The organism is Vibrio sp. 9-16B-A1, assembly GCF_056726165.1.
Genome location: NZ_JBSDZD010000002.1, coordinates 421,619 through 444,686 on the forward strand (window position 1 = coordinate 421,619; position 23,068 = coordinate 444,686).

General features: G+C 52.5%; 18 protein-coding genes, 1 tRNA gene and 1 riboswitch. Of the genes, 10 read left to right on the plus strand and 9 right to left on the minus strand.

Translation table 11 applies throughout. The features are described from left to right. Positions 1-5: 5 nt before the first annotated feature. Positions 6-1,667 (minus strand): ABC transporter substrate-binding protein, encoded by a 1,662-nt coding sequence (locus ACVB80_RS05550; protein ID WP_481080270.1) that lies wholly within the window; start codon positions 1,665-1,667, stop codon positions 6-8. Positions 1,668-2,378: 711 nt separating this feature from the next. Here ACVB80_RS05550 and ACVB80_RS05555 point away from each other — a divergent pair. Continuing rightward, positions 2,379-4,916: a glycosyl hydrolase family 18 protein gene (locus ACVB80_RS05555; RefSeq protein WP_481080271.1), complete on the plus strand. Its 2,538-nt coding sequence runs from the start codon at positions 2,379-2,381 to the stop codon at positions 4,914-4,916. A gap of 61 nt (positions 4,917-4,977) precedes the next feature. On the opposite strand, the gene moaE is transcribed toward ACVB80_RS05555, so the two are convergent. The 5 genes from moaE to moaA form a co-directional block, all read right to left on the minus strand. Further along, on the minus strand, positions 4,978-5,430 hold the full coding sequence (moaE, locus tag ACVB80_RS05560) for a molybdopterin synthase catalytic subunit MoaE (protein ID WP_481080272.1): 453 nt from the start codon (positions 5,428-5,430) through the stop codon (positions 4,978-4,980). 2 nt (positions 5,431-5,432) lie between these two features. Next, entirely contained in the window at positions 5,433-5,678 is a 246-nt protein-coding gene (gene moaD / locus ACVB80_RS05565; protein ID WP_481080273.1) for a molybdopterin synthase sulfur carrier subunit, read from the minus strand. Then, positions 5,675-6,154 carry a cyclic pyranopterin monophosphate synthase MoaC gene (gene moaC / locus ACVB80_RS05570; RefSeq protein ID WP_481080274.1) on the minus strand — a complete coding sequence of 160 codons (480 nt, stop codon included), beginning with the start codon at positions 6,152-6,154 and terminating at the stop codon, positions 5,675-5,677. Before moaC ends, moaD begins: the two co-directional genes overlap by 4 nt. 2 nt (positions 6,155-6,156) lie before the next feature. Further along, positions 6,157-6,669: a molybdenum cofactor biosynthesis protein B gene (gene moaB, locus ACVB80_RS05575; protein WP_481080275.1), complete on the minus strand. Its 513-nt coding sequence runs from the start codon at positions 6,667-6,669 to the stop codon at positions 6,157-6,159. A gap of 38 nt (positions 6,670-6,707) precedes the next feature. Next, a complete protein-coding gene (moaA, locus tag ACVB80_RS05580) occupies positions 6,708-7,697 on the minus strand; it encodes a GTP 3',8-cyclase MoaA (protein WP_481080276.1) in 990 nt (329 codons plus the stop codon). Continuing rightward, positions 7,686-7,833, minus strand: a riboswitch (molybdenum cofactor riboswitch). Its footprint overlaps the gene before it by 12 nt. 301 nt (positions 7,834-8,134) lie before the next feature. Between moaA and yvcK the strand changes: the two genes are divergently transcribed. Continuing rightward, a complete protein-coding gene (yvcK, locus tag ACVB80_RS05585) occupies positions 8,135-9,025 on the plus strand; it encodes a uridine diphosphate-N-acetylglucosamine-binding protein YvcK (protein WP_481080277.1) in 891 nt (296 codons plus the stop codon). Here the strand turns inward: yvcK and ACVB80_RS05590 are convergent. The 3 genes from ACVB80_RS05590 to uvrB form a co-directional block, all read right to left on the minus strand. Further along, positions 9,014-9,361 carry an Hpt domain-containing protein gene (locus ACVB80_RS05590; RefSeq protein ID WP_481080278.1) on the minus strand — a complete coding sequence of 116 codons (348 nt, stop codon included), beginning with the start codon at positions 9,359-9,361 and terminating at the stop codon, positions 9,014-9,016. The two genes, yvcK and ACVB80_RS05590, sit on opposite strands and share 12 nt — an antisense overlap. Positions 9,362-9,428: 67 nt before the next feature. Then, a complete protein-coding gene (luxO, locus tag ACVB80_RS05595; RefSeq protein WP_481080279.1) occupies positions 9,429-10,838 on the minus strand; it encodes a quorum-sensing sigma-54 dependent transcriptional regulator LuxO in 1,410 nt (469 codons plus the stop codon). A 255-nt stretch (positions 10,839-11,093) separates the two neighbouring features. Continuing rightward, entirely contained in the window at positions 11,094-13,127 is a 2,034-nt protein-coding gene (gene uvrB / locus ACVB80_RS05600) for an excinuclease ABC subunit UvrB (protein WP_481080280.1), read from the minus strand. A gap of 520 nt (positions 13,128-13,647) precedes the next feature. Between uvrB and ACVB80_RS05605 the strand changes: the two genes are divergently transcribed. The 8 genes from ACVB80_RS05605 to rsxD all read left to right on the plus strand — a co-directional run bounded on the left by ACVB80_RS05605 (position 13,648) and on the right by rsxD (position 23,060). Next, positions 13,648-13,723: transfer RNA gene (locus ACVB80_RS05605), tRNA-Asn, on the plus strand. Between the two features lie 281 nt (positions 13,724-14,004). Then, positions 14,005-14,952, plus strand: coding sequence for a LysR family transcriptional regulator (locus ACVB80_RS05610; RefSeq protein WP_481080281.1), 948 nt, complete (start codon positions 14,005-14,007; stop codon positions 14,950-14,952). Positions 14,953-15,127: 175 nt separating this feature from the next. Further along, complete coding sequence (locus tag ACVB80_RS05615; protein ID WP_481080282.1) at positions 15,128-16,237, plus strand: NAD/NADP octopine/nopaline dehydrogenase family protein; 1,110 nt, start codon at positions 15,128-15,130, stop codon at positions 16,235-16,237. Between the two features lie 69 nt (positions 16,238-16,306). Further along, positions 16,307-17,713, plus strand: a complete 1,407-nt coding sequence (locus tag ACVB80_RS05620) for a YfcC family protein (protein ID WP_481080283.1) — start codon at positions 16,307-16,309, stop codon at positions 17,711-17,713. 244 nt (positions 17,714-17,957) lie between these two features. Next, positions 17,958-18,536, plus strand: a complete 579-nt coding sequence (gene rsxA / locus ACVB80_RS05625) for an electron transport complex subunit RsxA (RefSeq protein ID WP_481080284.1) — start codon at positions 17,958-17,960, stop codon at positions 18,534-18,536. Between the two features lie 2 nt (positions 18,537-18,538). Then, on the plus strand, positions 18,539-19,126 hold the full coding sequence (gene rsxB / locus ACVB80_RS05630) for an electron transport complex subunit RsxB (protein WP_481080285.1): 588 nt from the start codon (positions 18,539-18,541) through the stop codon (positions 19,124-19,126). A gap of 2 nt (positions 19,127-19,128) precedes the next feature. Further along, positions 19,129-22,014 (plus strand): electron transport complex subunit RsxC, encoded by a 2,886-nt coding sequence (rsxC, locus tag ACVB80_RS05635; RefSeq protein ID WP_481080286.1) that lies wholly within the window; start codon positions 19,129-19,131, stop codon positions 22,012-22,014. Next, a complete protein-coding gene (gene rsxD, locus ACVB80_RS05640; protein ID WP_481080287.1) occupies positions 22,014-23,060 on the plus strand; it encodes an electron transport complex subunit RsxD in 1,047 nt (348 codons plus the stop codon). Before rsxC ends, rsxD begins: the two co-directional genes overlap by 1 nt. Positions 23,061-23,068: the final 8 nt, after the last annotated feature.

Here is a 23,068-nt window from a genome sequence, read left to right on the forward strand (position 1 = left end):
GTAAATTACTGAGCTTTGATGTATAGATCTTTGGTGTAAATCTTGTCTTCTGCGTTGTTCACAGGGAAACCACCTACACGAGGGTTAACCAGACGCGATTTAACATATTGATAGATAGGCGCAATCGGCATGTCTTTGGCAAGCTGAGCTTCAGCGTCCAGGTACAGCTGACTACGTTCTTCTTCAGAGGTAGAGTGCAGTGCTTTATCGATGATTGCATCGTAAGCAGCGCTGTCGTAGTGGATACCACCAGTGGTGTTGTTGCTCACCATCAGAGTCAGGAACGAAGATGCTTCGTTGTAGTCACCACACCAGCCGGCACGTGCCACTTCGAAATCACCCTGATCTTTGGTGTCCAGGTAAGTTTTCCACTCCTGGTTTTCAAGAGTAACTTCCAGACCCAGAGTCTTCTTCCACATAGAACCCAGTGCTACTGCGATCTTCTTGTGGTTTTCTGACGTGTTGTACAGAAGAGTAAACTTCAGTGGGTTGTCGCTGCCAAAACCCGCTTCTTCCAGCAGACGTTTCGCTTCTGCATCACGCTCTGCCTGAGTCATCTTGCCGTAAGCAGGTGCTTCCGGGTTGAAGCCGGCAGTGATTTCCGGAGTCAGGAAGTAAGCTGGTTTCTGGCCCTGGCCAAGAATCGCGTCAGTCACGATGTTACGGTCGATAGCGTAAGATACCGCTTTACGAACTCGCACGTCGTCAAAAGGCTTCTTCTTGGTGTTGAAGATGTAGTAGTAAGTACACAGGTTACCCTGGATAGATACTGATTCAGGGTTCTCTTTCTTCAGACGCTTGAAGTGCTCAGTTGGCAGTTCGTTCGTGAAGTCGATTTCACCTGACAGGAAGCGGTTCATTTCCGTTACCTGGTTTTCGATCGGCAGGAAGGTTACTTTGTCGATCTTGGTGTTCGCATTATCCCAGTAGCTTGGGCTGCGCTTCAGTACCAGACGCTCGTTCACAACCCAGGTATCAGGCACGTATGCACCGTTACCTACGAAGTGATCAGGTTTGGTCCACTGGTCACCGTATTTTTCTACGGTTGCTTTGTGAACAGGCTTCACAGTGGTGTGGCCCATCATCATCACAAAGTAAGGAACTGCTGTTTCAAGCTCAACCTGCAGCGTGTTGGCATCGATCGCCTTCACACCCAGCTCGCTCTTGTCTTTCTTGCCCGCAACGATCGCTTTGGCATTCTTCATCTTGGTGTATTCCATGTACCAGGAATAAGGAGATGCAGTTGCAGGATCGACCGCACGCTGGAAACTGTATACGAAATCGTCAGCGGTAACAGGATCGCCGTTTGACCACTTAGCGTCTTTACGCAGGTGGAAAACGAAGGTCTGGTTGTCAGTGGTTTCCCAGCTCTCGGCTACACCAGGGATGGTCTTACCGTTCTCGTCCTGGTTTACCAGGCCTTCAAGCAGGTCGCGGATTACGTGAGACTCAGGCACACCCTGAGATTTATGCGGGTCGATTGTAGCGACTTCAGTACCGTTACCACGAACCAGTTCCTGAACGTCAGCCAGTTTAGTTTCTGTAGAGGAAGGTTGTGCTGCCGGTTTTTGAGCGGCTTGTTCTTCAGGCTTATCACCACAGCCTACTAAAGCAAGTGACAGGCCCGTGCCTACCAATAGCGCACGAGTGATTTTATTTTTATACATGCAGATAAACTCCAAGTTTTCTTTGATTGCATCCATGACTTCTTCATAACCATCTGAACGGACGATGCTTTTAGAAAATTTTTGTACATAATTAGTACAGCATTCACTAAAAAATAATGAAGATTGCGCAACACACTACCAATCATTGAAGCAATTTGCCATAAAAATGTAGCAAAAAGTCGGATAATTTTTCGTTATACGTCATTATTTAGCGAATAACTCTGAATATCCCGCCATTGTCTGGTTGATGTGCGATTGCAGAGAGTAGAGGCAAACAATTACTCTTTTTTGTTCTAAATCTGAACAAAAAAATGATAAATAATCCTGCCAAAAATGAATTAGTTAACATTTGATCCACTTATTACTCCCGCTCCAAACAACAATACACCATTCGTTACCTGAATAAACGTGATGAAAATCACTCTTTTTTTGCGTAGCACAAAATCTCCCCAACTCCAGTCGGGTTTTACGGCCTGTGTTGATTTTCCGAGTCACTGTCACTTTTTTTGCAACACGAATAAGGTGAGCCATCTGTTTTTATTAACTGCTTGCAAAAGCCAGAAGTCAGGTTTGTAAGCGGTTGTTTTGTGACCAACACTATTCATACAGCGCTGTAACTCAAACTGTCCTGCTTATCTGCTGTTGCAGTCTGGCAGGGGAAATTATTTGGCTGCAACCATGCAGCCTGATTCAAGGAATGAGAATAAAACAATGAAACCAATAGCATTATGTGCGTTGGCGACCAGCGTTGCCGCGGCTATGCCCGCGCTCGCCCTGCCAAGTGCACCCAGCATTGACGTGTACGGGTCCAATAACCTTCAATTCTCCAAAATCGAACTGGCGATGGAAACCACAGCTGGCTATGACCAGATGGTGACCTATCATGACCTGGCGACCGTTTCGGTGAAGTTTAACCAGTGGAGCGGCACTACCGGAGATACCTACAAAGTCTACCTGGATGGTGTTGAAGTGGCGACCGGCCCAATTACCGGAGCTCAGACGACCGCAACATTCCAGCACGCCAAAGGCGGTAAATACCAGCTTGAAATCGCAGCGTGTGATGCCAGCGGCTGTTCCAAAAGTGCACCGGCGGAAATGATCATCGCTGACACCGACGGCAGCCACCTTGATCCGCTGACCATGAACATCGACCCGAACAATAAGACTTTCAACACAGATCCAAACACTGTAGTTGGTACATACTTTGTTGAATGGGGCATCTATGGCCGCGGCTATACGGTTGACAATATGCCGGCGGACAACCTGACCCACATTCTGTATGGCTTTATCCCTATTTGTGGACCAAATGAGTCACTGAAGTCGGTAGGTGGTAACAGTTATAACGCCCTGCAAACCGCCTGTCAGGGTATGCAGGACTTTGAAGTGGTTATCCATGATCCATGGGCCGCTTATCAGAAGAGCTTCTCTCAGGCCGGTCACGCATTCAGTTCTCCTATCAAGGGTAACTACGCTATGCTGATGGCGCTTAAGCAGCGCAATCCAGATCTGAAAATCATTCCTTCCATCGGTGGCTGGACCCTATCTGATCCTTTCTTCAGCTTCACTACTAAAGCCAACCGTGACGTGTTCGTCGCCTCGGTCAAGCGCTTCCTGAAAACCTGGAAGTTCTACGACGGTGTAGATATTGACTGGGAATTCCCGGGCGGTGGCGGCCAGGCTGCAGACCTTGGTGATCCGGTAAACGATGGCCCGGCATACATTGCGCTGATGCAGGAACTGCGCGCCATGCTGGATGAACTGGAAGCAGAAACCGGCCGTACTTACGAGCTGACTTCTGCAATCGGCGTAGGCCATGACAAGCTGGAAGATGTGGATTACGCAGCAGCCGTTGCGCACATGGACTACATCTTCGCCATGACCTATGACTTCTACGGCGGCTGGAACAACGTTCCTGGCCACCAGACAGCACTGTACTGTGGCACCTTTATGCGTCCTGGCCAGTGTGATGGTACAGGCGTGGATGAAAACGGCGTACCATACAAAGGTCCGGCTTACACCTCAGACAACGCGATCCAGCTGCTGCTGGCTCAGGGCGTTCCTGCCAGCAAACTGGTTCTGGGTGCAGCGATGTACGGCCGGGGCTGGGATGGCGTAATGCCTTCTTCACTGACCGATCCTAACGATCCTATGACCGGTACCGGCAGTGGCAAACTGACCGGCACCACTGCGCAGGGCGTATGGGAAGCGGGTGTTATCGACTATAAAGGCATTAAAGCCCACATGTTGGGTGATGCAGGAACCGGCATCAACGGCTTTGAGTATGGCTATGATGAGCAGGCGGAAGCACCATGGGTATGGAACCGCTCCAACGGTAAACTGATCACCTTTGATAACCCGCGCTCAGTAAAAGCTAAAGGCGCTTACGCACGTGGTCTGGGTCTGGCTGGTCTGTTCTCCTGGGAGATCGATGCGGATAACGGCGATATCCTGAATGCGATGCACGAAGGTCTGGCAGGTGGCACACCGGTCAACCGCGCTCCGACAGCCGCTGCGGGTGCCGATCAGGCAGTAACCGGTCCGGCACTGGTGGCCCTTGACGGCAGCAAGTCTAAAGACAGCGATGGCTCCATCACTGCCTACCTGTGGGAGCAGGTTTCCGGCCCGACAGTCGCGCTAAGTGGTGCTGATACTGCTTCAGCCAGCTTTGACGCTCCTGAAGTAACCGCAGCCACCCAGTTCAGCTTTAAGCTGACCGTGACCGACAACGAAGCCGCAACCGGCAGTGACGTTGTGGTTGTAACCGTCAATCCGGCAGGTCAGCCTCCGGTGAACAATCCACCGGTAGCCGCGGTTACTGCTCCTGCACAGGTGGAAGCGGGCGTAACTGTGGTTGTTGATGCAGCAACATCGAGCGACCCGGATAACGACAACCTGACATTCAGCTGGAATGTCCCTGCGGGCATCAACGCAACAGTACAGGGTGACAAAGTTACGTTTGTTGCGGCTGAATACACTCAGAACACTACCCTGAACTTCAGCGTCACAGTCAGCGATGGCGAATACACAGATGTGGCAAGCGTTGCTGTTGTGGTTAATAAGAAGACTTCAGGCGGTGATCTTTGTACCAACCTGTGGGATTCCTCTGCCGTCTACAACGGTGGCGACATTGTGACCTGGGCTGGTAAAGAGTGGAAAGCCAAATGGTGGACCCAGGGCCAGGATCCAAGTCAGTCTGGTGAGTGGGGTGTCTGGGCAGAAGTTGGTCCGGCAAACTGTGCAACCAACTAATCTTTAGAAGCAAACGAATAAGGGATGGCAAATGCCATCCCTTTCTTTATATATATGCGGGTTACTTTTCCCAACGGGCCGCCGCTTTAGCATCGGAATCGCGGGAATCTACCCAGCGCACATCATCCGTTGTCCGCTCTTTTTTCCAGAACGGCGCTTTGGTCTTGAGAAAATCCATCACGAACTCACAGGCCTCAAATGATGCATGACGGTGGGCACTCGAAACGCCAACAAACACGATCTGGTCGCCGATATCCAGCTCCCCTACCCGGTGAATAACCCGGATCTTCTCGACTGGCCAGCGCGACTCCGCTTCGGTCACGATTTCCAGCAGGGCTTTCTCAGTCATGCCCGGATAATGCTCAAGTGCCAGGCCAACCACGTTATCGCCCTGGTTCATATCGCGCACTTTGCCGATAAAGGTCACCACTGCACCGGCGCTGCTGCCTTCAGACAAGTATGCGTACTCGTCGGCTACCGAGAAATCTTCAAACTGAACGCTGACTTTGTCCATGCTCAGCCCCCGGTGACCGGCGGGAAAAATGCCACTTCATCGCCCGGCTGAATATCGCTCTCCAGTGGCACCAGAGTCTGATTGACTGCAACCAGGGTACGGCCAGCTTCAAGCGCCAGCGCCCACTTGTCACCTTTTTCACTCAGGTGATGGCGCAGCGCTTCTGCGGTAGCGAAGTGCTCACTTACTTCAATGCTGTCTGCACCCACCAGCTCGCGGGTCTGGGCAAAAAACAGTACTTTGATCATGACTCCACCTTAAAATGTCCGGATTTACCGCCGGTTTTCTCTAACAACCGGGTCTGGCTGATCACCATATCTTTCTGCACCGCTTTACACATATCGTAGATGGTCAGGGCGGCCACAGAGGCAGCGGTCAGCGCTTCCATCTCTACGCCGGTTTTGCCCGCCAGTTTACACAGTGACTCAATACGCACCGCGTTTTGCTCAGGCAGCGCTTCCAGCTGCACTTCGACTTTCGACAAAAGCAGAGGATGACACAGCGGGATCAGTTCCCAGGTACGTTTTGCAGCCTGGATACCGGCGATACGCGCGGTAGCAAACACATCCCCTTTATGATGCTGACCAGATACGATCAGCTCCAGGGTTTCCGGCGCCATGTGCACGAAAGCTTCGGCACGCGCTTCACGGACCGTATCCGCCTTAGCAGACACATCGACCATGTTGGCTTCGCCACTGGCGTTAATATGGGTAAAACTGCTCATGGTTACTTGCTCAGGTGTGGCATGAAGTTACACGGGCGGTGAGACGCATCAAGCTGCTGCTTAATGATTTTCGTCCACGCAGTACGGCAGGCACCGGTTGAGCCTGGCATGGCAAAAATCACAGTATGGTTGGCGAAACCGGCAATCGCACGCGACTGAATCGTCGAAGTACCGATCTCTTCATAGGAAACCGTGCGGAACAGTTCACCAAAACCTTCTACCTGCTTATCAAACAAAGGAACCAGCGCTTCCGGGGTGCTGTCACGGGAAGTAAAGCCAGTGCCACCAGTGATCATGATCGCCTGAACAGACTCGTCGGCGATCCATTTGGATACGATGGCACGGATCTGATACATATCGTCAATCACAATCGCCTTATCTGCCAGATTGTGCCCGGCTTCCTGCAACTGCTCAGCCAGGTAACCACCGGAGGTATCGTTCTCTTCGGTACGGGTATCAGATACGGTCAGAACGGCGATATTAGCCGCAACAAATTTACTTTCGGCGTGACCCATTATTTTCACCTTTATATTGTCAGTTATACAGTTGGGGGTTACCCACCAATAGACGCCAGGTGTGGCGTCATTCCCGAATTTCCGTCGTGCAGGAAGTGGCTGACCGCTTTGGTCTGCAGGTGTTCGTTGATACGGCTGATCAGGGCGTCCTGCTGCTCTTCCTGTTGCAGCAGGTCACGCAGTTCCACGCCCTGCTCGCCAAACAGACACAGGTGCAGCTTACCCAGCGCCGATACGCGCAGGCGGTTACAGCTTTGGCAGAAGTCTTTCTCATACGGCATGATAAGACCGATCTCACCCTGATAATCCGGGTGAGTATAGACCTCCGCAGGACCGTCATTGATGGCTCTTGGCTTAAGCAACCAGCCGTTTGCGATCAGAACATTGCGAATACTGACCCCGGACTGATGGTGCTTTTGAAACAGCTGATCCATCTCGCCGGTCTGCATCAGCTCAATAAACCTGAGCTGGATTGGACGGTGCTTAATCCAGTTTAAAAAAGCCGGAAGCTGGGTGCTGTTAAGATCTTTAAGCAGGACTGCGTTAACTTTCACCTGTTTAAAACCGGCTTCAAACGCCCGGTCGATACCGGCCATCACCTCTGAAAACTTATTCTCACCGGTGATCTGGTAAAACTGACGCGGGTCCAGGCTGTCAACGCTGACATTCACATCGGTCAGGCCGGCATCACGCCACTCTGCAATGTGTTTTGCCATCCGGTAGCCATTGGTCGTGGTGGCGACTTTGGTGATCCCTTCCGTCCCCGCAATGGTTTCAATAATGCGGGTGAAATCTTTGCGCAGGCTGGGTTCGCCGCCGGTAATGCGGACCTTACTGGTGCCGCACGCAGCAAAAGCGTTGACCACCCGCTTGATCTCATCGAGGGATAAAAAAGACGAGTTTTTCCGCCCCGATGGATCATATCCATCAGGCAGACAATATGTGCATTTGAAGTTACAGACATCTGTAACCGACAGGCGCAGGTAATAAAACTTACGCCGGAAACTATCTTCGAATTGTTGCGCCACGGAACACCTTTCCAAACACGGGAGGCTTATCCATTTCCAGATAAACCCTTGTGACAACCTGTCACTGGCTTCCATCACCTATCCTGCGACTCTAATCCCGGGACTTAGTGAATGAAGCTCGGAGCTATGGCAAGCGAAACCGGCATGATCCGGTTCCGATGCTTTAGGGTAAAAATACTCAATAATCGCGTCTGGCGCCACCGCAAAATGCAAAAATGCCTGTTCAGATGGCTTTTTTGCTGATTATTTGCTCATCACGGAGGCAGGGGGAAGGCTCTTTGTCCTCAGAAGTGGCCGGGCACACATCCGGTGGATATAAATGCGCCAACCTGCCCCGCCCTTCGCCATTAAGGTCACTATCCGGGATATTTCTGCTCGCAGATCCGGCCTGCATGGGTTACTTTTCGATGTAACACAATAATTTCACAACAATGACTATGAAAGAGATCTATCAGAGCCGTAAAGTCGTTGCCATTGGCGGCGGACACGGGCTTGGGCGAATGTTGGCTGCCCTTAAAGATTTTGGCAATAACGCGACCGGCATTGTCGCGACCACAGACAATGGCGGCTCTACCGGGCGAATCCGTCACTGCCAGGGCGGTATTGCCTGGGGCGATACCCGGAACTGCATTAACCAACTGATCACCGAGCCTTCCATCGGCTCTATGCTGTTTGAATACCGCTTCAAAGGTGCCGGAGAGCTGAACAACCACAACCTGGGTAACCTGATGCTGACGGCGCTGGATAACCTGTCTGTACGCCCGCTTGAAGCGATCAACCTCATCCGGGACATGCTCAAGGTTGAAGTAAATATCGTGCCTATGTCAGAGCACCCGGCGGATCTGACCGCCCTGTCGGTCGACGGTGACTGGGTTCGCGGAGAAACCAGCGTCGATGAAATGGAGCAGGATCTGCAGCGTCTGTATGTTGAACCGGAAGTTCCGGCGACACGGGAGGCCCTGGAAGCGCTGGCTCAGGCCGATGCAATTGTCCTCGGCCCGGGCAGTTTCCTGACCAGTATCATGCCGCCTCTGCTGCTGCCTGAAATTGGCAAGGCGATTGCAGATAATCAGCACGCCAAACTGATCTTCGTCAACAACCTCTCTCCGGAGTTTGGTCCGGCAGGCCGAATGTCGCTGGCCGAAAAACTGCAATGGTGTGAGCGCGCCTGTCAGGGACGCCAGATTGATGTACTACTGAGTAATGATGACCACAGGGATCTGCCTGAACATATCCATGTGGTCACAGACTCACTGGCCTCTGCCAACCATGACTGGCGACACGACCGTGAGAAGCTGCAGCAGGCGGTGATCAGCCTACTGGGCTAGCTTAAGATATTCTTCGCGGGTGGTGTTGAGGAAGTTGATCATAGTCTGACGATTTTCCGGGGTACTGATGGTATCGCCAGACTTAAACTGTGAATCCAGACTGGTGGCAAACTCACACAACTGCTCAGCACCAAAACTGGCCGCGCTGCTTTTCAGCGAATGGCTGATGGATTTCAGCTGCTCTTCAGCGCGGTAGTCTTCTCTCGGTACATCGGCCAGTGCCTCAGCGTAATCGATCAGCTCACCGATAAAAATATTAAACAACATGGGCAGGTTCTCTTCCCCGATATCCCGGGCCAGCTCATCTATCTTTTCGGTATTGACGATTCTTGTCATTCTTCTTATTTCCTGTGTTTCCGTATTCTGGCTCAAACGACGGAAGGCAAAGGCCTTCCTGAAAAAATTACTTCACAGTCTCCGGTCCGGTCTCTTTCCATGTCTGGAGTTTTCGATACAGAGTTGAGGGGCTGACTTCAAGATAACCTGCTGCTTTAGGGATGTTCCCTTCACAGGCGTCTATCGCGCTTTCGATGGCCAGCTTCTCCGTCATCCACAGCGGTTTGATCTGTTCTGCATCAAGTATAGTCAGGGTCTCAGGGGTTGCTGCCAGCGGCAGCTCCGCTTTGAGAGGTGCATTCAGCGGCGGTGGTAACATCTCCAGTGAGATCTCACTCCCCTGATTGAGCACCACCACGTTACGCAGTACGTTCTGCAACTGACGAACGTTACCCGGCCACTCATAATCAACAAAACGCCGGATCACTTCCGGAGAGAAACGCACAAAGCCCTTGCCCTCTTCATTGGACATAAAGCCGAGCAGTGAGTAAGCGATTTCCACCACGTCCTCATCCCGCTCACGCAGTGGCGGCAGATGCAGTGGGATAACGTACAGACGGTAGTAAAGGTCTTCACGGAAGCGGCCTTCCTGGACTTCTGTCCACGGATCACGGTTGGTCGCACAGACAAAACGCACGTCCACGCTCTTCATTTTTGAAGAACCAACTTTCTGGAAAGTACCGGTCTGGATAAAACGCAGCAGCTTGGTCTGCAGCTCCAGGTCCATTTCACACAGTTCATCGAGGAACAGAGTACCGCCGTCGGCCAGCTCTGCCGCACCCTGGCGGTCGGTTGACGCACCGGTAAACGCGCCTTTTACGTGGCCAAACAGCTCACTTTCGATCAGATCTTTGGGGATAGCCGCACAGTTAATCGCAATAAATGGCTTATCGCCGCGCTTACTTGCCGCGTGGATCGCTTCCGCACATACTTCTTTACCGGTACCACTTTCGCCGGTGATAAAAACGGAGGCCTTACTTGGGGCTGCGGAGTCAATGGTGCGGTACACCGCCTGCATAGTCTGACTACTTCCGATAAAACCCTGATAGTTATTGTTACCTGGCTCATCCGGACGGTCTTTCAGCTTACCCGCTTTACGGATAGCATTGTTCACCGTTACACGGAGGCGGTCTGCTTCACACGGCTTGATCAGGAAATCCTGAGCGCCTTTCCGCATCGCTTCTACCGCAGTATCGATAGAGCCATGAGCGGTCATAAAGATCACCGGTACATCCGGATACTTACGTTTTACGGATTCGAGTACGTCCATACCCGTCATATCTGGCAGACGTAAATCGAGCAGGATCAAATCAGGAATACGTTCGTCGAGGCTGGTGATGGCATCGGCACCGGTGCCGACGATGGTGATATCAATCCCCAATGGCATCAGGTATGAGCGGTACAGTGCCGCCACCGATGCGGTATCTTCCACCATCAGGAGATATTTGGTTTTTGGTGATAAACTACTGTTTTGCATAACCCGGCCAATTGCAGTTTGATAATTTCATTGCATTATGATTTGCATTTTGCAATTAATGATAGCCAATATCCGCAAAAAAGCAATCTGATTCACATTTTCAGCCTGTTTTTTTTGGCACGATACCTGCAACTATGTAATTGACCCTAACGGGTCACCTAGCCAACTGACGTTGTTAGTGAACATAGTATTCACAAAATGAAGCCAACAAGCTCAATTACTTGTTGGCTATTTTTTTGCCTGAAATTCACCGCCTCAGCTGTTGGCGATAAACTGGCCGCGCAGTTTTTCTATCTCATCACGCTTCTGAGCCGCCTGTTCAAATTCCAGATTCTGGGCGTGCTGATACATCTCATTTTCCAGCTTGCTGATCAGTTTATCCAGTGCCAGCGGGCTCATGACTTCATAACTGTTCGACTCTTCGGCTACTTTGGACAACGGCACCTGCTTATTGCTCTGGCGCTTCGATTTAGCTTTGGCGATATCGCCCAGCTCCATGATGTCTTTCACGCTGGTTTGCAGCGCCTGTGGTGTCAGGCCATTCTCCTCGTTGTAAGCCTGCTGTTTTTCCCGGCGGCGGTTGGTCTCGTCCATCGCCTTTTTCATCGAGCGGGTAATGCTGTCCGCATACAGAATCGCTTTACCACTCAGGTTACGCGCGGCGCGGCCAATGGTCTGAATAAGCGAGCGCTCTGAGCGCAGGAAGCCCTCTTTATCCGCATCCAGTATCGCCACCAGCGATACTTCCGGCATATCCAGGCCCTCACGCAACAGGTTGATCCCCACCAGCACGTCGAACTCTCCAAGACGCAGATCACGAATGATTTCCACCCGTTCCACCGTATCGATATCCGAGTGCAGGTAACGCACTTTTACCCCGTGCTCGTGCAGGTATTCGGTCAGGTCTTCGGCCATACGCTTGGTCAGGGTCGTTACCAGCACGCGCTCATTTTTAGCACTGCGCAGACGCACTTCAGACAGAAGATCATCCACCTGAGTCGCCACCGGACGCACTTCCAGCTCAGGATCAAGCAGACCGGTCGGACGCACCACCTGATCTGCCACATCACCGTCGGATTTGGTCAGCTCATACTCACCCGGTGTCGCGGAGACAAAGATCGTCTGCGGCGCAAGGGATTCAAACTCATCGAACTTCAGCGGGCGGTTATCCAGCGCTGATGGCAGGCGAAAGCCGTATTCCACCAGGGTTTCCTTACGCGAGCGGTCCCCTTTAAACATGGCCCCGATCTGCGGCACGGTAACGTGCGACTCATCAATCACCAGCAGGCCATCATGCGGCAGGTAGTCAAACAACGTCGGAGGCGGCTCACCCTCGGCGCGGCCACTTAAGTAACGGGAATAGTTTTCGATCCCCGAACAGAAACCGAGTTCGGTCATCATCTCTACGTCATACTGAGTACGCTGGGAAATGCGCTGCTCTTCCAGCAGTTTGTTGTTCTCCAGCAGATACTTTTTGCGCGTTTCAAGCTCAGCTTTAATCTTCTCGATCGCATCCAGGATCCTTTCCCTTGGCGTCACATAGTGAGTTTTCGGATAGACGGTATAGCGAGGCAAATCACGCTGTTTGATGGCCCCGGTCAGGGGGTCAAAGACGGAAATGCACTCCACCTCATCGTCAAACATTTCAATCCGCACTGCATCCTGATCCGATTCCGCCGGGAAGATATCGATCACTTCCCCGCGCACCCGGAACTGGCCGCGCTCAAACCCAACGTCATTACGGGTATATTGCAGCTCTGCAAGACGGCGCAGGATGGCACGCTGGTCCACCATATCGCCCCGGCAAACGTGAAGCATCATCTGCAGGTACGCATCAGGGTCACCCAGACCGTAAATCGCCGACACCGAAGCAACGATGATCGCATCTTTACGCTCCAGCAATGCTTTGGTTGCAGACAGACGCATCTGCTCAATATGCGCGTTGACCGATGCATCTTTGTCTATAAAGGTATCGGTAGAAGGAACGTAGGCTTCCGGCTGGTAGTAGTCGTAGTAAGAGACGAAATACTCAACCGCGTTGTTCGGGAAGAAGGCCTTCATCTCGCCGTAAAGCTGCGCTGCAAGGGTTTTGTTTGGTGCCAGCAGAATGGTAGGCCGCTGCGCCTGGGCAATCACATTGGCTAAGGTGAAGGTTTTGCCTGAGCCGGTTACCCCGAGCAGGGTCTGATGCGCCAGTCCGGATTCCAGTCCGTCGAGCAGTTTGGCAATGGCTCCCGGCTGATCCCCGGAAGGCTGGTATTTGGACACAAGGTCAAAGGTCTTAGCCATCGTGATTACCTGTATATTCATTCAGGGTGTCATTGTCTCTGTACCCTGCTTCCGGGTCAACTGTTGCCCGAAAAGTAGTTGGTGTTTTTTCGCATTCCATGATGATTTATGTAGATCAATGCTGCGAAATTTGCTATTGTTCCCACCCCTCATCCGGGTTACCTCCGGAAAATTGATAAATTTCATCCACGCCTTTTCCCCAGAATGTCGGTTCAATGCGGCAGACTGACTGTTTTCAATTCAAACCATCTTTTCAGGGTTCCAGAGCTTAAGCCAGTAATATCAATGCTTTAAGCATAATTTTCCATATCCGCCTGTTTTCTGTTTTTGACTGATTTTTTCTTGTTAAGATCTAATTAACACACTTATCCACAATTTTAGTGGATAACTAATGACAGCCTTTTAACGGCGGGCGCTGGCAGAAAGTAAAGAAATATTTTTTGAATATTTAGCGAAAAAAACCAGCCCAGATTGTTGACAAGCCAGGCCGGTTTTCTTACCATGCGCAGCACTTAGCTATTCCCCCTTAGTTCAGTTGGTAGAACGGCGGACTGTTAATCCGTATGTCGCAGGTTCGAGTCCCGCAGGGGGAGCCAATTTCAGAAAAAAGCCATGTCGAAAGACGTGGCTTTTTTCGTTTTAACTGCGACTTGTTTCTGCAAAACAATGTCTCAGACCTGGGCGGCCCCGTTCGCCTCCCGCAGGGGGAGCCTAATTTCAAAAAAGCCGCAGCACTCGCTGCGGCTTTTTTCGTTTTAACTGTCTGCTTTACAGTCTGCCATTTATCAATCCATCAATTATCCGAAGGGTCTCAAAGTAATGCACTTTGGTTGCTGCTACTGTAGCCCGGATAATCAGAATAAACCGGTGGTTGTAAATGAAGTTAACCCAGCTGAATGCCTTTAAAGCCGTTGTTGAATGTCAGACCGTAACTGCGGCTGCAGAGTGTCTTAACCTCAGTCAGCCGGCAGTCAGTCGGTTATTGTCCGGCCTGGAGCAGAACATTGGATTCCGGCTGTTTATTCGCAAAGGAAACCGCCTCGAACTCAGTGACGAAGGCCAGGCCTTCTATCTCGAAGTGGCCAAAGTTTTCGACGCGGTTTCCGGTTTATCACAATCGGCCAGCTCAATACGTTCCCGTCATTTCGGCAGCCTGAACATTGCTGCTATGCCCCTGCTGTCCAATGCTTTTCTGCCACGGATCCTGGCCGCTTTTCTCAGTCATTCTGGAAAAACCAGGATCAGTTTTAAAACTTATCGCTCAGAGGAAGTGATTCACCGCGTGCAGAGCCAGACAACCGACATCGGGTTTGCGTTTGTCAGTGAACATCTGGCCGGGGTTAAAGCTCAGCGGGTTACGTGTGAATGTGTATGTCTGATACCAAAGGCATCACCATTGGCTCAAAAGCCTGTCATTGATGTTACCGATCTGGCCGGTCAGGTGCTGATCCGCCATGAACGGGACAGCATTCAGCAATATATCGACACCCTGCTGCGGCGCTATGACCTGTCAGCAATCGAACAGGTTGAAGTTTCCCTCGCCAGCACCGCTGCGGCCCTGGTTCACGAAGGCGTGGGGATTGCTGTAACAGATCCGTTTACTGCCCATATAGAATGCGAGCGCTCTGATGTCGTTATGCGGCCATTTGTGTTCAGCTGTCCTTTTGAGTTCGACATTCTTTATCCCGCCCTGAAACCCATACACCGGCATGCAGAACAGTTTATTGAGCAGTTTATGTTGCTGGCCGATCAAATGGATATCTGCCTCCGGATTGGTCCAATGCGGGATCTTCATGAGTACGCTCCGGAGCTTTCTCACACTTAAGCGTTGAACTTACGCACCGGAAAATCAAAAGATATTTTCTGAAAATACAAATGGTTACAAATCATTAAAAAGCCATCTATAACAAACTTGCATACTCCCCTGCACCTTTGTCATTGGCACCGGATGACTGCCCTTCCTTAGTCTGAACAAAACAAAAACCATAAGGAAGATAAACATGAAACCTCGTGTCTCAGTCATAGGTTCAGGCAATGCAGGCCTGACCGCCGCTTACCATTTTACCCGTGAGGGGGCTGACGTCTGTCTCTACGGCGCGCCAGGGTTTGATCAGCCACTGGATGATATTGAAACAAAAGGCGGAATCGAAGCTCTCAGCACCTTCAATGATACTGAGCTGGCTTATGCCGGCTTTGAACCCTGCCACACCATCAGCCGGAGCCTTGAAGAAACCATCAGCTACTCTGACCTTCTGGTACTTCCGGTGCCCTCTTTCGCCCAGGAGCCTCTTTTCACACAGATGCTGCCTTACCTGCGCGACGGTCAGATCATCATGCTGATGCCGGGCAACTATGGGTCACTTGTCCTCAACCGAATCAAAAATGAAAAGGGATACCGAAACCTGGACCTGACCTTTGTCGATGCGATATCTATTCCCTGGGCAACGAGGATTGTCGGCCCTGCAGAAATCGCCATTCTGGGAATGAAACAGTTCCTGCCTGTCGCGGCGTTCCCGGCCAGCCGGACCCGTCAGGCCATTGAAGCATTACAAACGGTCATGCCCCTGCCGCTTAAACCGTTGAAAAACGTAATTGAAGCTGGTCTTGAGAACATTAACTTTGGCGGACACCCGCTGCTTACAACCCTGAACATGGGATTGCTGGAAAACTTTGACGGCCAGTTTAACTACTACAAAGACTGCTGCTCGGTATCCACAGCCAAAGCCGCCGCAGCGATGGAAAAGGAACGGCAAAAAATCGGGGAAGCACTGGGGCTTGAACTTCAGCCGGAGCTGAACGCCATGAACGCCCTGTATGACATGAACTGTGAAAGCGTCTACGAAGTTAACCGGACATCCGAAACTCACGGAAAACTCAACAGCGCACCAAACTCCGCCAGCAACCGGTACATCACCGAAGATGCCGCCTACCTGCTGGTGCCCTGTTACGAGTTTGCCCGGTTACTTGGTATCGAAACACCCATCATCACGTCGTGTCTGCATATCGACAATGCTTATAACGATACGAACTACTTCGAAAATGGCAGAACCCTGCAGCTCATGGGGTTAGAAAACATGTCTGCCACTGAAATTATGGAATCAGTGAGCTAAGCAGAGAGCCAGCTATGATGCCCTTTCTTGATGCGGGGCATCAGCCAATAAGAATAAAAGGATGACCCTATGACCAAAATTAAATTTCCTTCTGCTTACACTATCCTGATGCTGCTGACGGTACTGATGGCCGTACTGACCTGGGCAATACCAGCCGGTCAGTATCAGATGGAGACAAACGAAACCCTGGGCAGAATGGTGCCTGTTGTCGGTACCTACCACACCGTTGAAGCCAATCCTCAGGGTATTGTCGACATACTCATGGCACCTATTCAGGGATTCTACAATCCTGAGAGTTATGCCGCGCGCGCCGTTGATGTCGCCTTGTTTGTTCTGGTGATCGGCGGATTTCTGTCTGTCGTCACTCAAACCGGTGCCATTGATGCCGGAATTGCAGGCACCATGAAGCACCTGACCGGACGTGAAAAGTGGATGATCCCGATACTGATGGGACTGTTTGCTCTTGGCGGCACCGTATATGGCATGGCAGAAGAGACCATTCCCTTCTATGCCCTGCTCATCCCCGTGATGATCGCCGCAGGTTATGACAGCGTAACAGGCGTCGCCATCATCATGATAGGCGCCGGGATCGGCTGCCTGGGCTCGACTATCAACCCATTTGCGACGGTTATTGCCTCAAATGCCGCCGAAATCAACTTTATGGAAGGCTTTGCCCTGCGTGCCACCATCCTTGTCCTGGGCTGGATTGCCTGTGTAACTTACGTGATGCGATATGCGGAAAAAGTCCGGAAAAATCCAGAACTGTCCATTGTCGCTCACCAGCGCGAATCTAACCTGAATCACTTTCTCCATGGCAGGCAACAACAGGCTCCCGAGCTGAATCCAACCCGCAAAGCCGTACTGGCCGTATTTGGGATTACGTTTGCGATTATGATGTGGGGCGTATCAGCAGCAGGATGGTGGATGGCAGAGCTGTCCGCCCTGTTTATCGCCTCATCTATCGTAGTCGGATTCATTGCCAAAATGCCCGAAACGGAACTGGTTGACAGCTTTGTCCAGGGCGCACGGGATTTACTTGGTGTTGCGCTGATCATCGCTATCGCAAGGGGCCTGGTTGTGGTGATGGATAATGGCAACATTACCCACACTATCCTTAACTATGCCGAAGGCCTGCTGGGAGGCCTGCATGAGGTGGCGTTCATCAATGCCATCTACTGGATAGAAGCGGTCATGTGCCTGGTTGTCCCTTCATCCTCCGGCCTGGCAGTACTGTCCATGCCGATCCTGGCACCATTGTCTGACTTTGCCGGTGTAAGCCGTGAACTGGTCGTTACTGCCTATCAGTCAGCCTCCGGCCTGCCTAACCTGGTGACACCAACATCCGGTGTTGTTATGGGCGGGCTTGCCATCGGACGCATCGCCTACCCGACATGGCTGCGCTTCATCGGTCCTCTTCTGGGCATACTGACAGTGATGGTTATGGCTCTGCTCAGCTTAGGTGTGCTGGTCAGCTAATTAGCCAGCCATCTGACCCCACCCTTGTTCATGGATGCCGTATCACCGGATATGGCATCCATAATTACAGACCAATCGTTTCCGCTTCGTGGGGTTGTCAAACTACTGCACACTGAAATCTCTTTTTTCACATTAATCGTCTAATAAATCACCAATTCCACAAAAAACCTTTCCCCCTGTCGGTTGTTAAAATCCTCTCAAACAAGGATAATATTGGGATCTGTTTCGAAACTATTGTGATGCTATGACAGAGTATCTGTTACTGCTGGTTGGGACCGTGCTGGTCAACAACTTTGTTCTTGTAAAATTTTTAGGCTTGTGTCCGTTTATGGGGGTTTCCAAAAAGCTGGAGACCGCTATTGGCATGGGCCTGGCGACCACGTTTGTGCTGACTTTGGCATCCGTCTGCGCCTACCTGGTTGAAAACTATATTCTGATGCCGTTGGGGATCAGCTACCTGCGTACTATGGCCTTTATCCTGGTGATTGCCGTCGTGGTGCAGTTCACCGAAATGGTAGTGCATAAAACCAGCCCGACGCTCTATCGTCTGCTGGGTATCTTCCTGCCGCTGATCACCACCAACTGTGCGGTACTGGGTGTGGCGCTGCTGAACATTAATGAGAACCACAACTTCATTCAGTCGATTGTATATGGCTTCGGCGCTGCAGTGGGCTTCTCACTGGTACTGATCCTGTTTGCCTCCATGCGCGAACGTATTGCCGCAGCCAACGTTCCTGCGCCATTTAAGGGAGCATCCATCGCCATGATCACCGCAGGCCTGATGTCACTGGCCTTTATGGGCTTTACCGGGTTGGTGAAATAATCATGAGTGGAATTTTAATCGCCGTTATCGCTCTGGCTGCGCTCGCCGCTCTGTTTGGCGCAGTTCTTGGCTTTGCTTCCATCCGTTTTAAAGTTGAAGCCGACCCAATCGTTGACCAGATTGACGAGATCCTGCCCCAGACCCAGTGCGGTCAGTGTGGCTACCCAGGCTGTCGCCCATACGCAGAAGCCATCGCCAATGGCGATGCGATCAACAAGTGTCCTCCGGGCGGCCAGGCTACCATTGAAAAGCTCGCAGATCTGATGGGCGTGGAAGCGGAAGCGTCTGCCCACGATCCGGAAAAAAGCATCAAAAAAGTCGCGTTTATCCATGAAGACATGTGCATCGGCTGTACCAAATGCATCCAGGCGTGTCCGGTTGACGCGATCGTGGGGGGCACCAAAGCCCTGCACACCGTAATTAAGGACGAATGTACCGGCTGTGATCTGTGTGTGGCTCCCTGCCCGACAGACTGCATCGAGATGATCCCGGTAAAAGAGACCACAGAAACCTGGAAGTGGCAGTTGAACTCAATACCTGTGGTAAATGTGACCGAATCTCAACCACAAAACGAAAACAATAAGGATTGAGCATGTTGTCATTGATTGAAAAAATTCGTTCCGGTTACCTGTGGGACTTCCACGGCGGGATTCATCCGCCGGAAAACAAGCAGCAGTCAACCCGCGTCGCACTTGAGCACGCCCCGATTCCTGACGAACTGGTGCTGCCGGTAAAACAGCACATTGGCAAACCAGGCGATATCTGCGTAAAACCAGGCGATCAGGTACTTCGCGGCCAGGCGCTGACCGAGTGTCCGCTGAGCTTTATGCTGCCTGTTCATGCCCCGACGTCCGGTACTGTCGTCGCGATTGAACCAAGAACCGCCGCTCACCCGTCCGGCCTTGAAGAACTGAGTGTGGTTATCCGCCCGGATGGTGAAGACCGCTGGGCTGAAAAGAACCCGGTCGCCGATTTCCGTAATGAAACACCGGATTATCTGATTGAAGTGATCCGCCTGGCCGGTATCTCAGGTATGGGTGGTGCAGGCTTCCCGGTTGCCAAGAAAATCCAGTCCGGCATGGCCAAAACCAAAATCCTGATCATTAACGCCGCCGAGTGTGAGCCTTACATCACCGCTGATGACATGCTGATGCGCGAGCACGCGGATGAAATCATAGAAGGCATTGAGATCATTCAGGAAATTCTAAAACCCGAGCTGACTATTATCGCGGTTGAAGACAACAAACCCGAAGCTATCCGGGCTCTGGAACTGGCTGCAACCCGGAAAGATCTGGTGATCCGGGTGATCCCGACCAAATACCCGTCAGGTGGCGAGAAACAACTTATCCGCATCCTGACCAACATGGAAGTGCCGAAAAACGGTATTCCTGCCGACATCGGTGTACTGGTTCAGAACGTAGGTTCAGTGCAGGCCGTTAAGCGGGCCGTTATCGACGGCGAACCACTCACTGAGCGCATCGTTACCCTGACCGGCGACCGCTTCGGTCAGCCGCGTAACGTCTGGGCACGCATTGGTACCCCGGTTCAGTCGTTGCTGGACAACTACGGTTACAAAGCTGAACGCAGGCAACCGCGTCTTATCATGGGCGGCCCTATGATGGGCTTTACCCTACCTGACGCCCGTGTCCCGCTGACCAAAACCAGCAACTGTATTCTGGCACCAGCCCGCAGGGAACTGCCGTCTCAGCGTTATGAGATGGACTGTATCCGCTGCAGCCAATGTGCAGAAGCCTGTCCGGCCTCCCTGCTTCCGCAGCAACTTCAGTGGTACGCCAAAGATGGTGACTACGAAAAGTGCGAAGAGCTGAACCTCAAAGACTGCATTGAATGTGGTGCCTGTGCATTTGTCTGCCCAAGTGAAATCCCACTGGTTGAGTACTACCGCAAAGCCAAAGCGGAAATCCGTACCCGCCAGCAGGAGAGCGAAGCGGCAGAACGGGCAAAAGCACGTTTTGAAGAGAAGAAAGCCCGCCTTGAGCGCGATAAAGCCGAGCGGGAAAACCGCTTTAAGAAAGCCGCTGACCAGCGCCGTCAGGAAATGGCTTCCTCAGGTGATGGTGATGCCGTCGCCGCGGCGATTCAGCGCGTTAAAGCAATGAAAGCCGACAAAGACAGCGGGCCAAAACCTGCCGTTGCCGCTGCTATCGCCCGCGCCAAAGCCAAACAGGCTGAAGCCGCTAAAGACAACAGCGCCGTGCCGGATAACAGCGAAATGGCCAAACTTCGCGAACAGCGCAAAGAAGAAGCACGCCGCCGTAAGGCAGAGCGCGCTGAACAAGCAGGTAACGCTGAAGAGAGTGCTGACGATAAAAAAGCAGCTGTCTCCGCTGCAATCGAGCGTGCAAAAGCGCGTAAAGCCGCGCAACAGCAAACGACTTCTGACTCAGACAACAGCGAACAGCCTGAAGAGAAGAAAGCAGCGGTTGCTGCGGCCATTGCCCGCGCCAAAGCGCGCAAAGCCGCTCAACAGCAATCTGAACCTGAACCAGAAGCACCTGCTGAAGCAGCAGATACACCAGAGGACGGTAAGAAAGCCGCCGTCGCAGCTGCAATAGCCCGCGCCAAAGCACGCAAGGCCGCTCAGCAACAGGCTGACTCTGAACCAGAAGCTCCTGCTGAAGCTACAGATGCGCCTGAAGACGGTAAGAAAGCCGCCGTTGCCGCTGCAATAGCCCGCGCCAAAGCGCGCAAAGCCGCTCAGCAGCCGGCTGACTCTGAACCAGAAGCACCTGCTGAAGCAGCAGATGCGCCTGAAGACGGCAAGAAAGCCGCCGTTGCCGCTGCAGTTGCCCGTGCCAAAGCACGCAAAGCTGCTCAGCAGCAGGCTGACTCTGAACCAGAAGCTCCTGCTGAAGCTACAGATGCGCCTGAAGACGGTAAGAAAGCCGCCGTTGCCGCTGCAATAGCCCGCGCCAAAGCGCGCAAAGCCGCTCAGCAGCCGGCTGACTCTGAACCAGAAGCACCTGCTGAAGCAGCAGATGCGCCTGAAGACGGCAAGAAAGCCGCCGTTGCCGCTGCAATTGCCCGCGCCAAAGCGCGCAAAGCCGCTCAGCAACAGGCTGACTCTGAACCTGAAGCACCAGCTGAAGCTGCAGATGCGCCTGAAGACGGTAAGAAAGCCGCCGTTGCCGCTGCAATTGCCCGCGCCAAAGCGCGTAAAGCCGCTCAGCAACAGGCTGACTCTGAACCTGAAGCACCAGCTGAAACACAAAGCGCGCCGCAGGACGACAAGAAAGCTGCGGTCGCAGCAGCTGTAGCCCGTGCCAAGGCGCGCAAGGCCGCTCAGCAGCAGGCGAAATCTGAGCCTGTACCTGAGTCAGAATCAACACCAGAACAACAAAACGAGCCGCAGGCCGCAGCGCAGGATGATAAAAAAGCCGCCGTCGCTGCCGCCATTGCCCGCGCCAAGGCGCGTAAAGCCGCTCAACAACAGAAACAATCGAAGGAGAACGAGTAGTGTCTTTCTTTATTGCCAGCTCTCCGCACGCCCACAGCCGTAAAAGTACACCGGATCTGATGCGCTGGGTGGCCCTGTGTGCCATCCCGGGTCTGATCGCCCAGTGCTGGTTCTTTGGCTGGGGAACCCTGATCCAGCTGATTTTTGCCCTGCTGCTTGCCGCTGTTATGGAAGCGGCGGTCATGCTGCTCAGAAAACGTAATCCAATTGGCGCCCTGCGCGATAACAGCGCCATGGTCACCGCCTGGCTGCTGGCGGTGGCGATCCCGCCGATGTCCCCATGGTGGCTGATGGTGATCGGCATGTTCTTTGCCATCGTTATCGCCAAACACCTGTACGGCGGACTGGGCCAGAACCTGTTCAATCCGGCTATGGTGGCGTACGTGGTCCTGCTGATCTCCTTCCCTGTTCAGATGACCAGCTGGATAGCTCCAGCTGAGCTGGCTCCTTCTCAGGGCAGCTTCAGCGATGCCTTTGGCCTTATCTTTACCGGCTTCAGCAGTGAAGGTTTTTCGCTGCAACAATTCCGCAGCGGTATTGACGGCGTAACCATGGCCACCCCGCTGGACACGGTAAAAACCTCGCTTCATTCAGGCAAAACCCTGTCGGAGACCATGGCTCTGCCTCAGTTCTCAGGTATCGCAGGTCTTGGCTGGGAGTGGGTCAACCTCGCTTACCTGATCGGTGGTCTGGTAATGATCAAACTGCGCATTATCCGGTGGCATATCCCGGTAGCATTTTTGGGCAGCCTGGTCTTCTGTGCCCTGCTCTTTACCCTGCTGATGCCAGGTGAAACCGCAGGCCCGCTGCTGCACCTGTTCTCCGGCGCAACCATGCTGGGCGCTTTCTTTATCGCAACCGACCCGGTTTCCGCTTCAACCACGGTGAAAGGCCGTCTGGTGTTTGGCGCGATGATCGGTGTGATCGTATTTATCATCCGCTCGTTCGGTGGTTTTCCGGATGGGGTGGCCTTCGCTGTCCTGCTGGCAAACATGTGTGTCCCGCTTATCGACCACTACACCAAACCAAGAACTTACGGTCACTAACGGGAGCC

Bases quoted from the DNA above. Each gene is read 5' to 3' on its own strand.
- ACVB80_RS05610 (WP_481080281.1), top strand. From the start codon at position 14,005: ATGAAGTTAACCCAGCTGAATGCCTTTAAAGCCGTTGTTGAATGTCAG.
- moaC (WP_481080274.1), bottom strand. From the start codon at position 6,154: ATGAGCAGTTTTACCCATATTAACGCCAGTGGCGAAGCCAACATGGTC.
- ACVB80_RS05555 (WP_481080271.1), top strand. From the start codon at position 2,379: ATGAAACCAATAGCATTATGTGCGTTGGCGACCAGCGTTGCCGCGGCT.
- luxO (WP_481080279.1), bottom strand. From the start codon at position 10,838: ATGCAAAACAGTAGTTTATCACCAAAAACCAAATATCTCCTGATGGTG.
- moaE (WP_481080272.1), bottom strand. From the start codon at position 5,430: ATGGACAAAGTCAGCGTTCAGTTTGAAGATTTCTCGGTAGCCGACGAG.
- ACVB80_RS05620 (WP_481080283.1), top strand. From the start codon at position 16,307: ATGACCAAAATTAAATTTCCTTCTGCTTACACTATCCTGATGCTGCTG.
- ACVB80_RS05550 (WP_481080270.1), bottom strand. From the start codon at position 1,667: ATGTATAAAAATAAAATCACTCGTGCGCTATTGGTAGGCACGGGCCTG.
- yvcK (WP_481080277.1), top strand. From the start codon at position 8,135: ATGAAAGAGATCTATCAGAGCCGTAAAGTCGTTGCCATTGGCGGCGGA.
- rsxB (WP_481080285.1), top strand. From the start codon at position 18,539: ATGAGTGGAATTTTAATCGCCGTTATCGCTCTGGCTGCGCTCGCCGCT.
- rsxC (WP_481080286.1), top strand. From the start codon at position 19,129: ATGTTGTCATTGATTGAAAAAATTCGTTCCGGTTACCTGTGGGACTTC.
- moaD (WP_481080273.1), bottom strand. From the start codon at position 5,678: ATGATCAAAGTACTGTTTTTTGCCCAGACCCGCGAGCTGGTGGGTGCA.
- uvrB (WP_481080280.1), bottom strand. From the start codon at position 13,127: ATGGCTAAGACCTTTGACCTTGTGTCCAAATACCAGCCTTCCGGGGAT.
- ACVB80_RS05590 (WP_481080278.1), bottom strand. From the start codon at position 9,361: ATGACAAGAATCGTCAATACCGAAAAGATAGATGAGCTGGCCCGGGAT.
- ACVB80_RS05615 (WP_481080282.1), top strand. From the start codon at position 15,128: ATGAAACCTCGTGTCTCAGTCATAGGTTCAGGCAATGCAGGCCTGACC.
- moaB (WP_481080275.1), bottom strand. From the start codon at position 6,669: ATGGGTCACGCCGAAAGTAAATTTGTTGCGGCTAATATCGCCGTTCTG.
- rsxA (WP_481080284.1), top strand. From the start codon at position 17,958: ATGACAGAGTATCTGTTACTGCTGGTTGGGACCGTGCTGGTCAACAAC.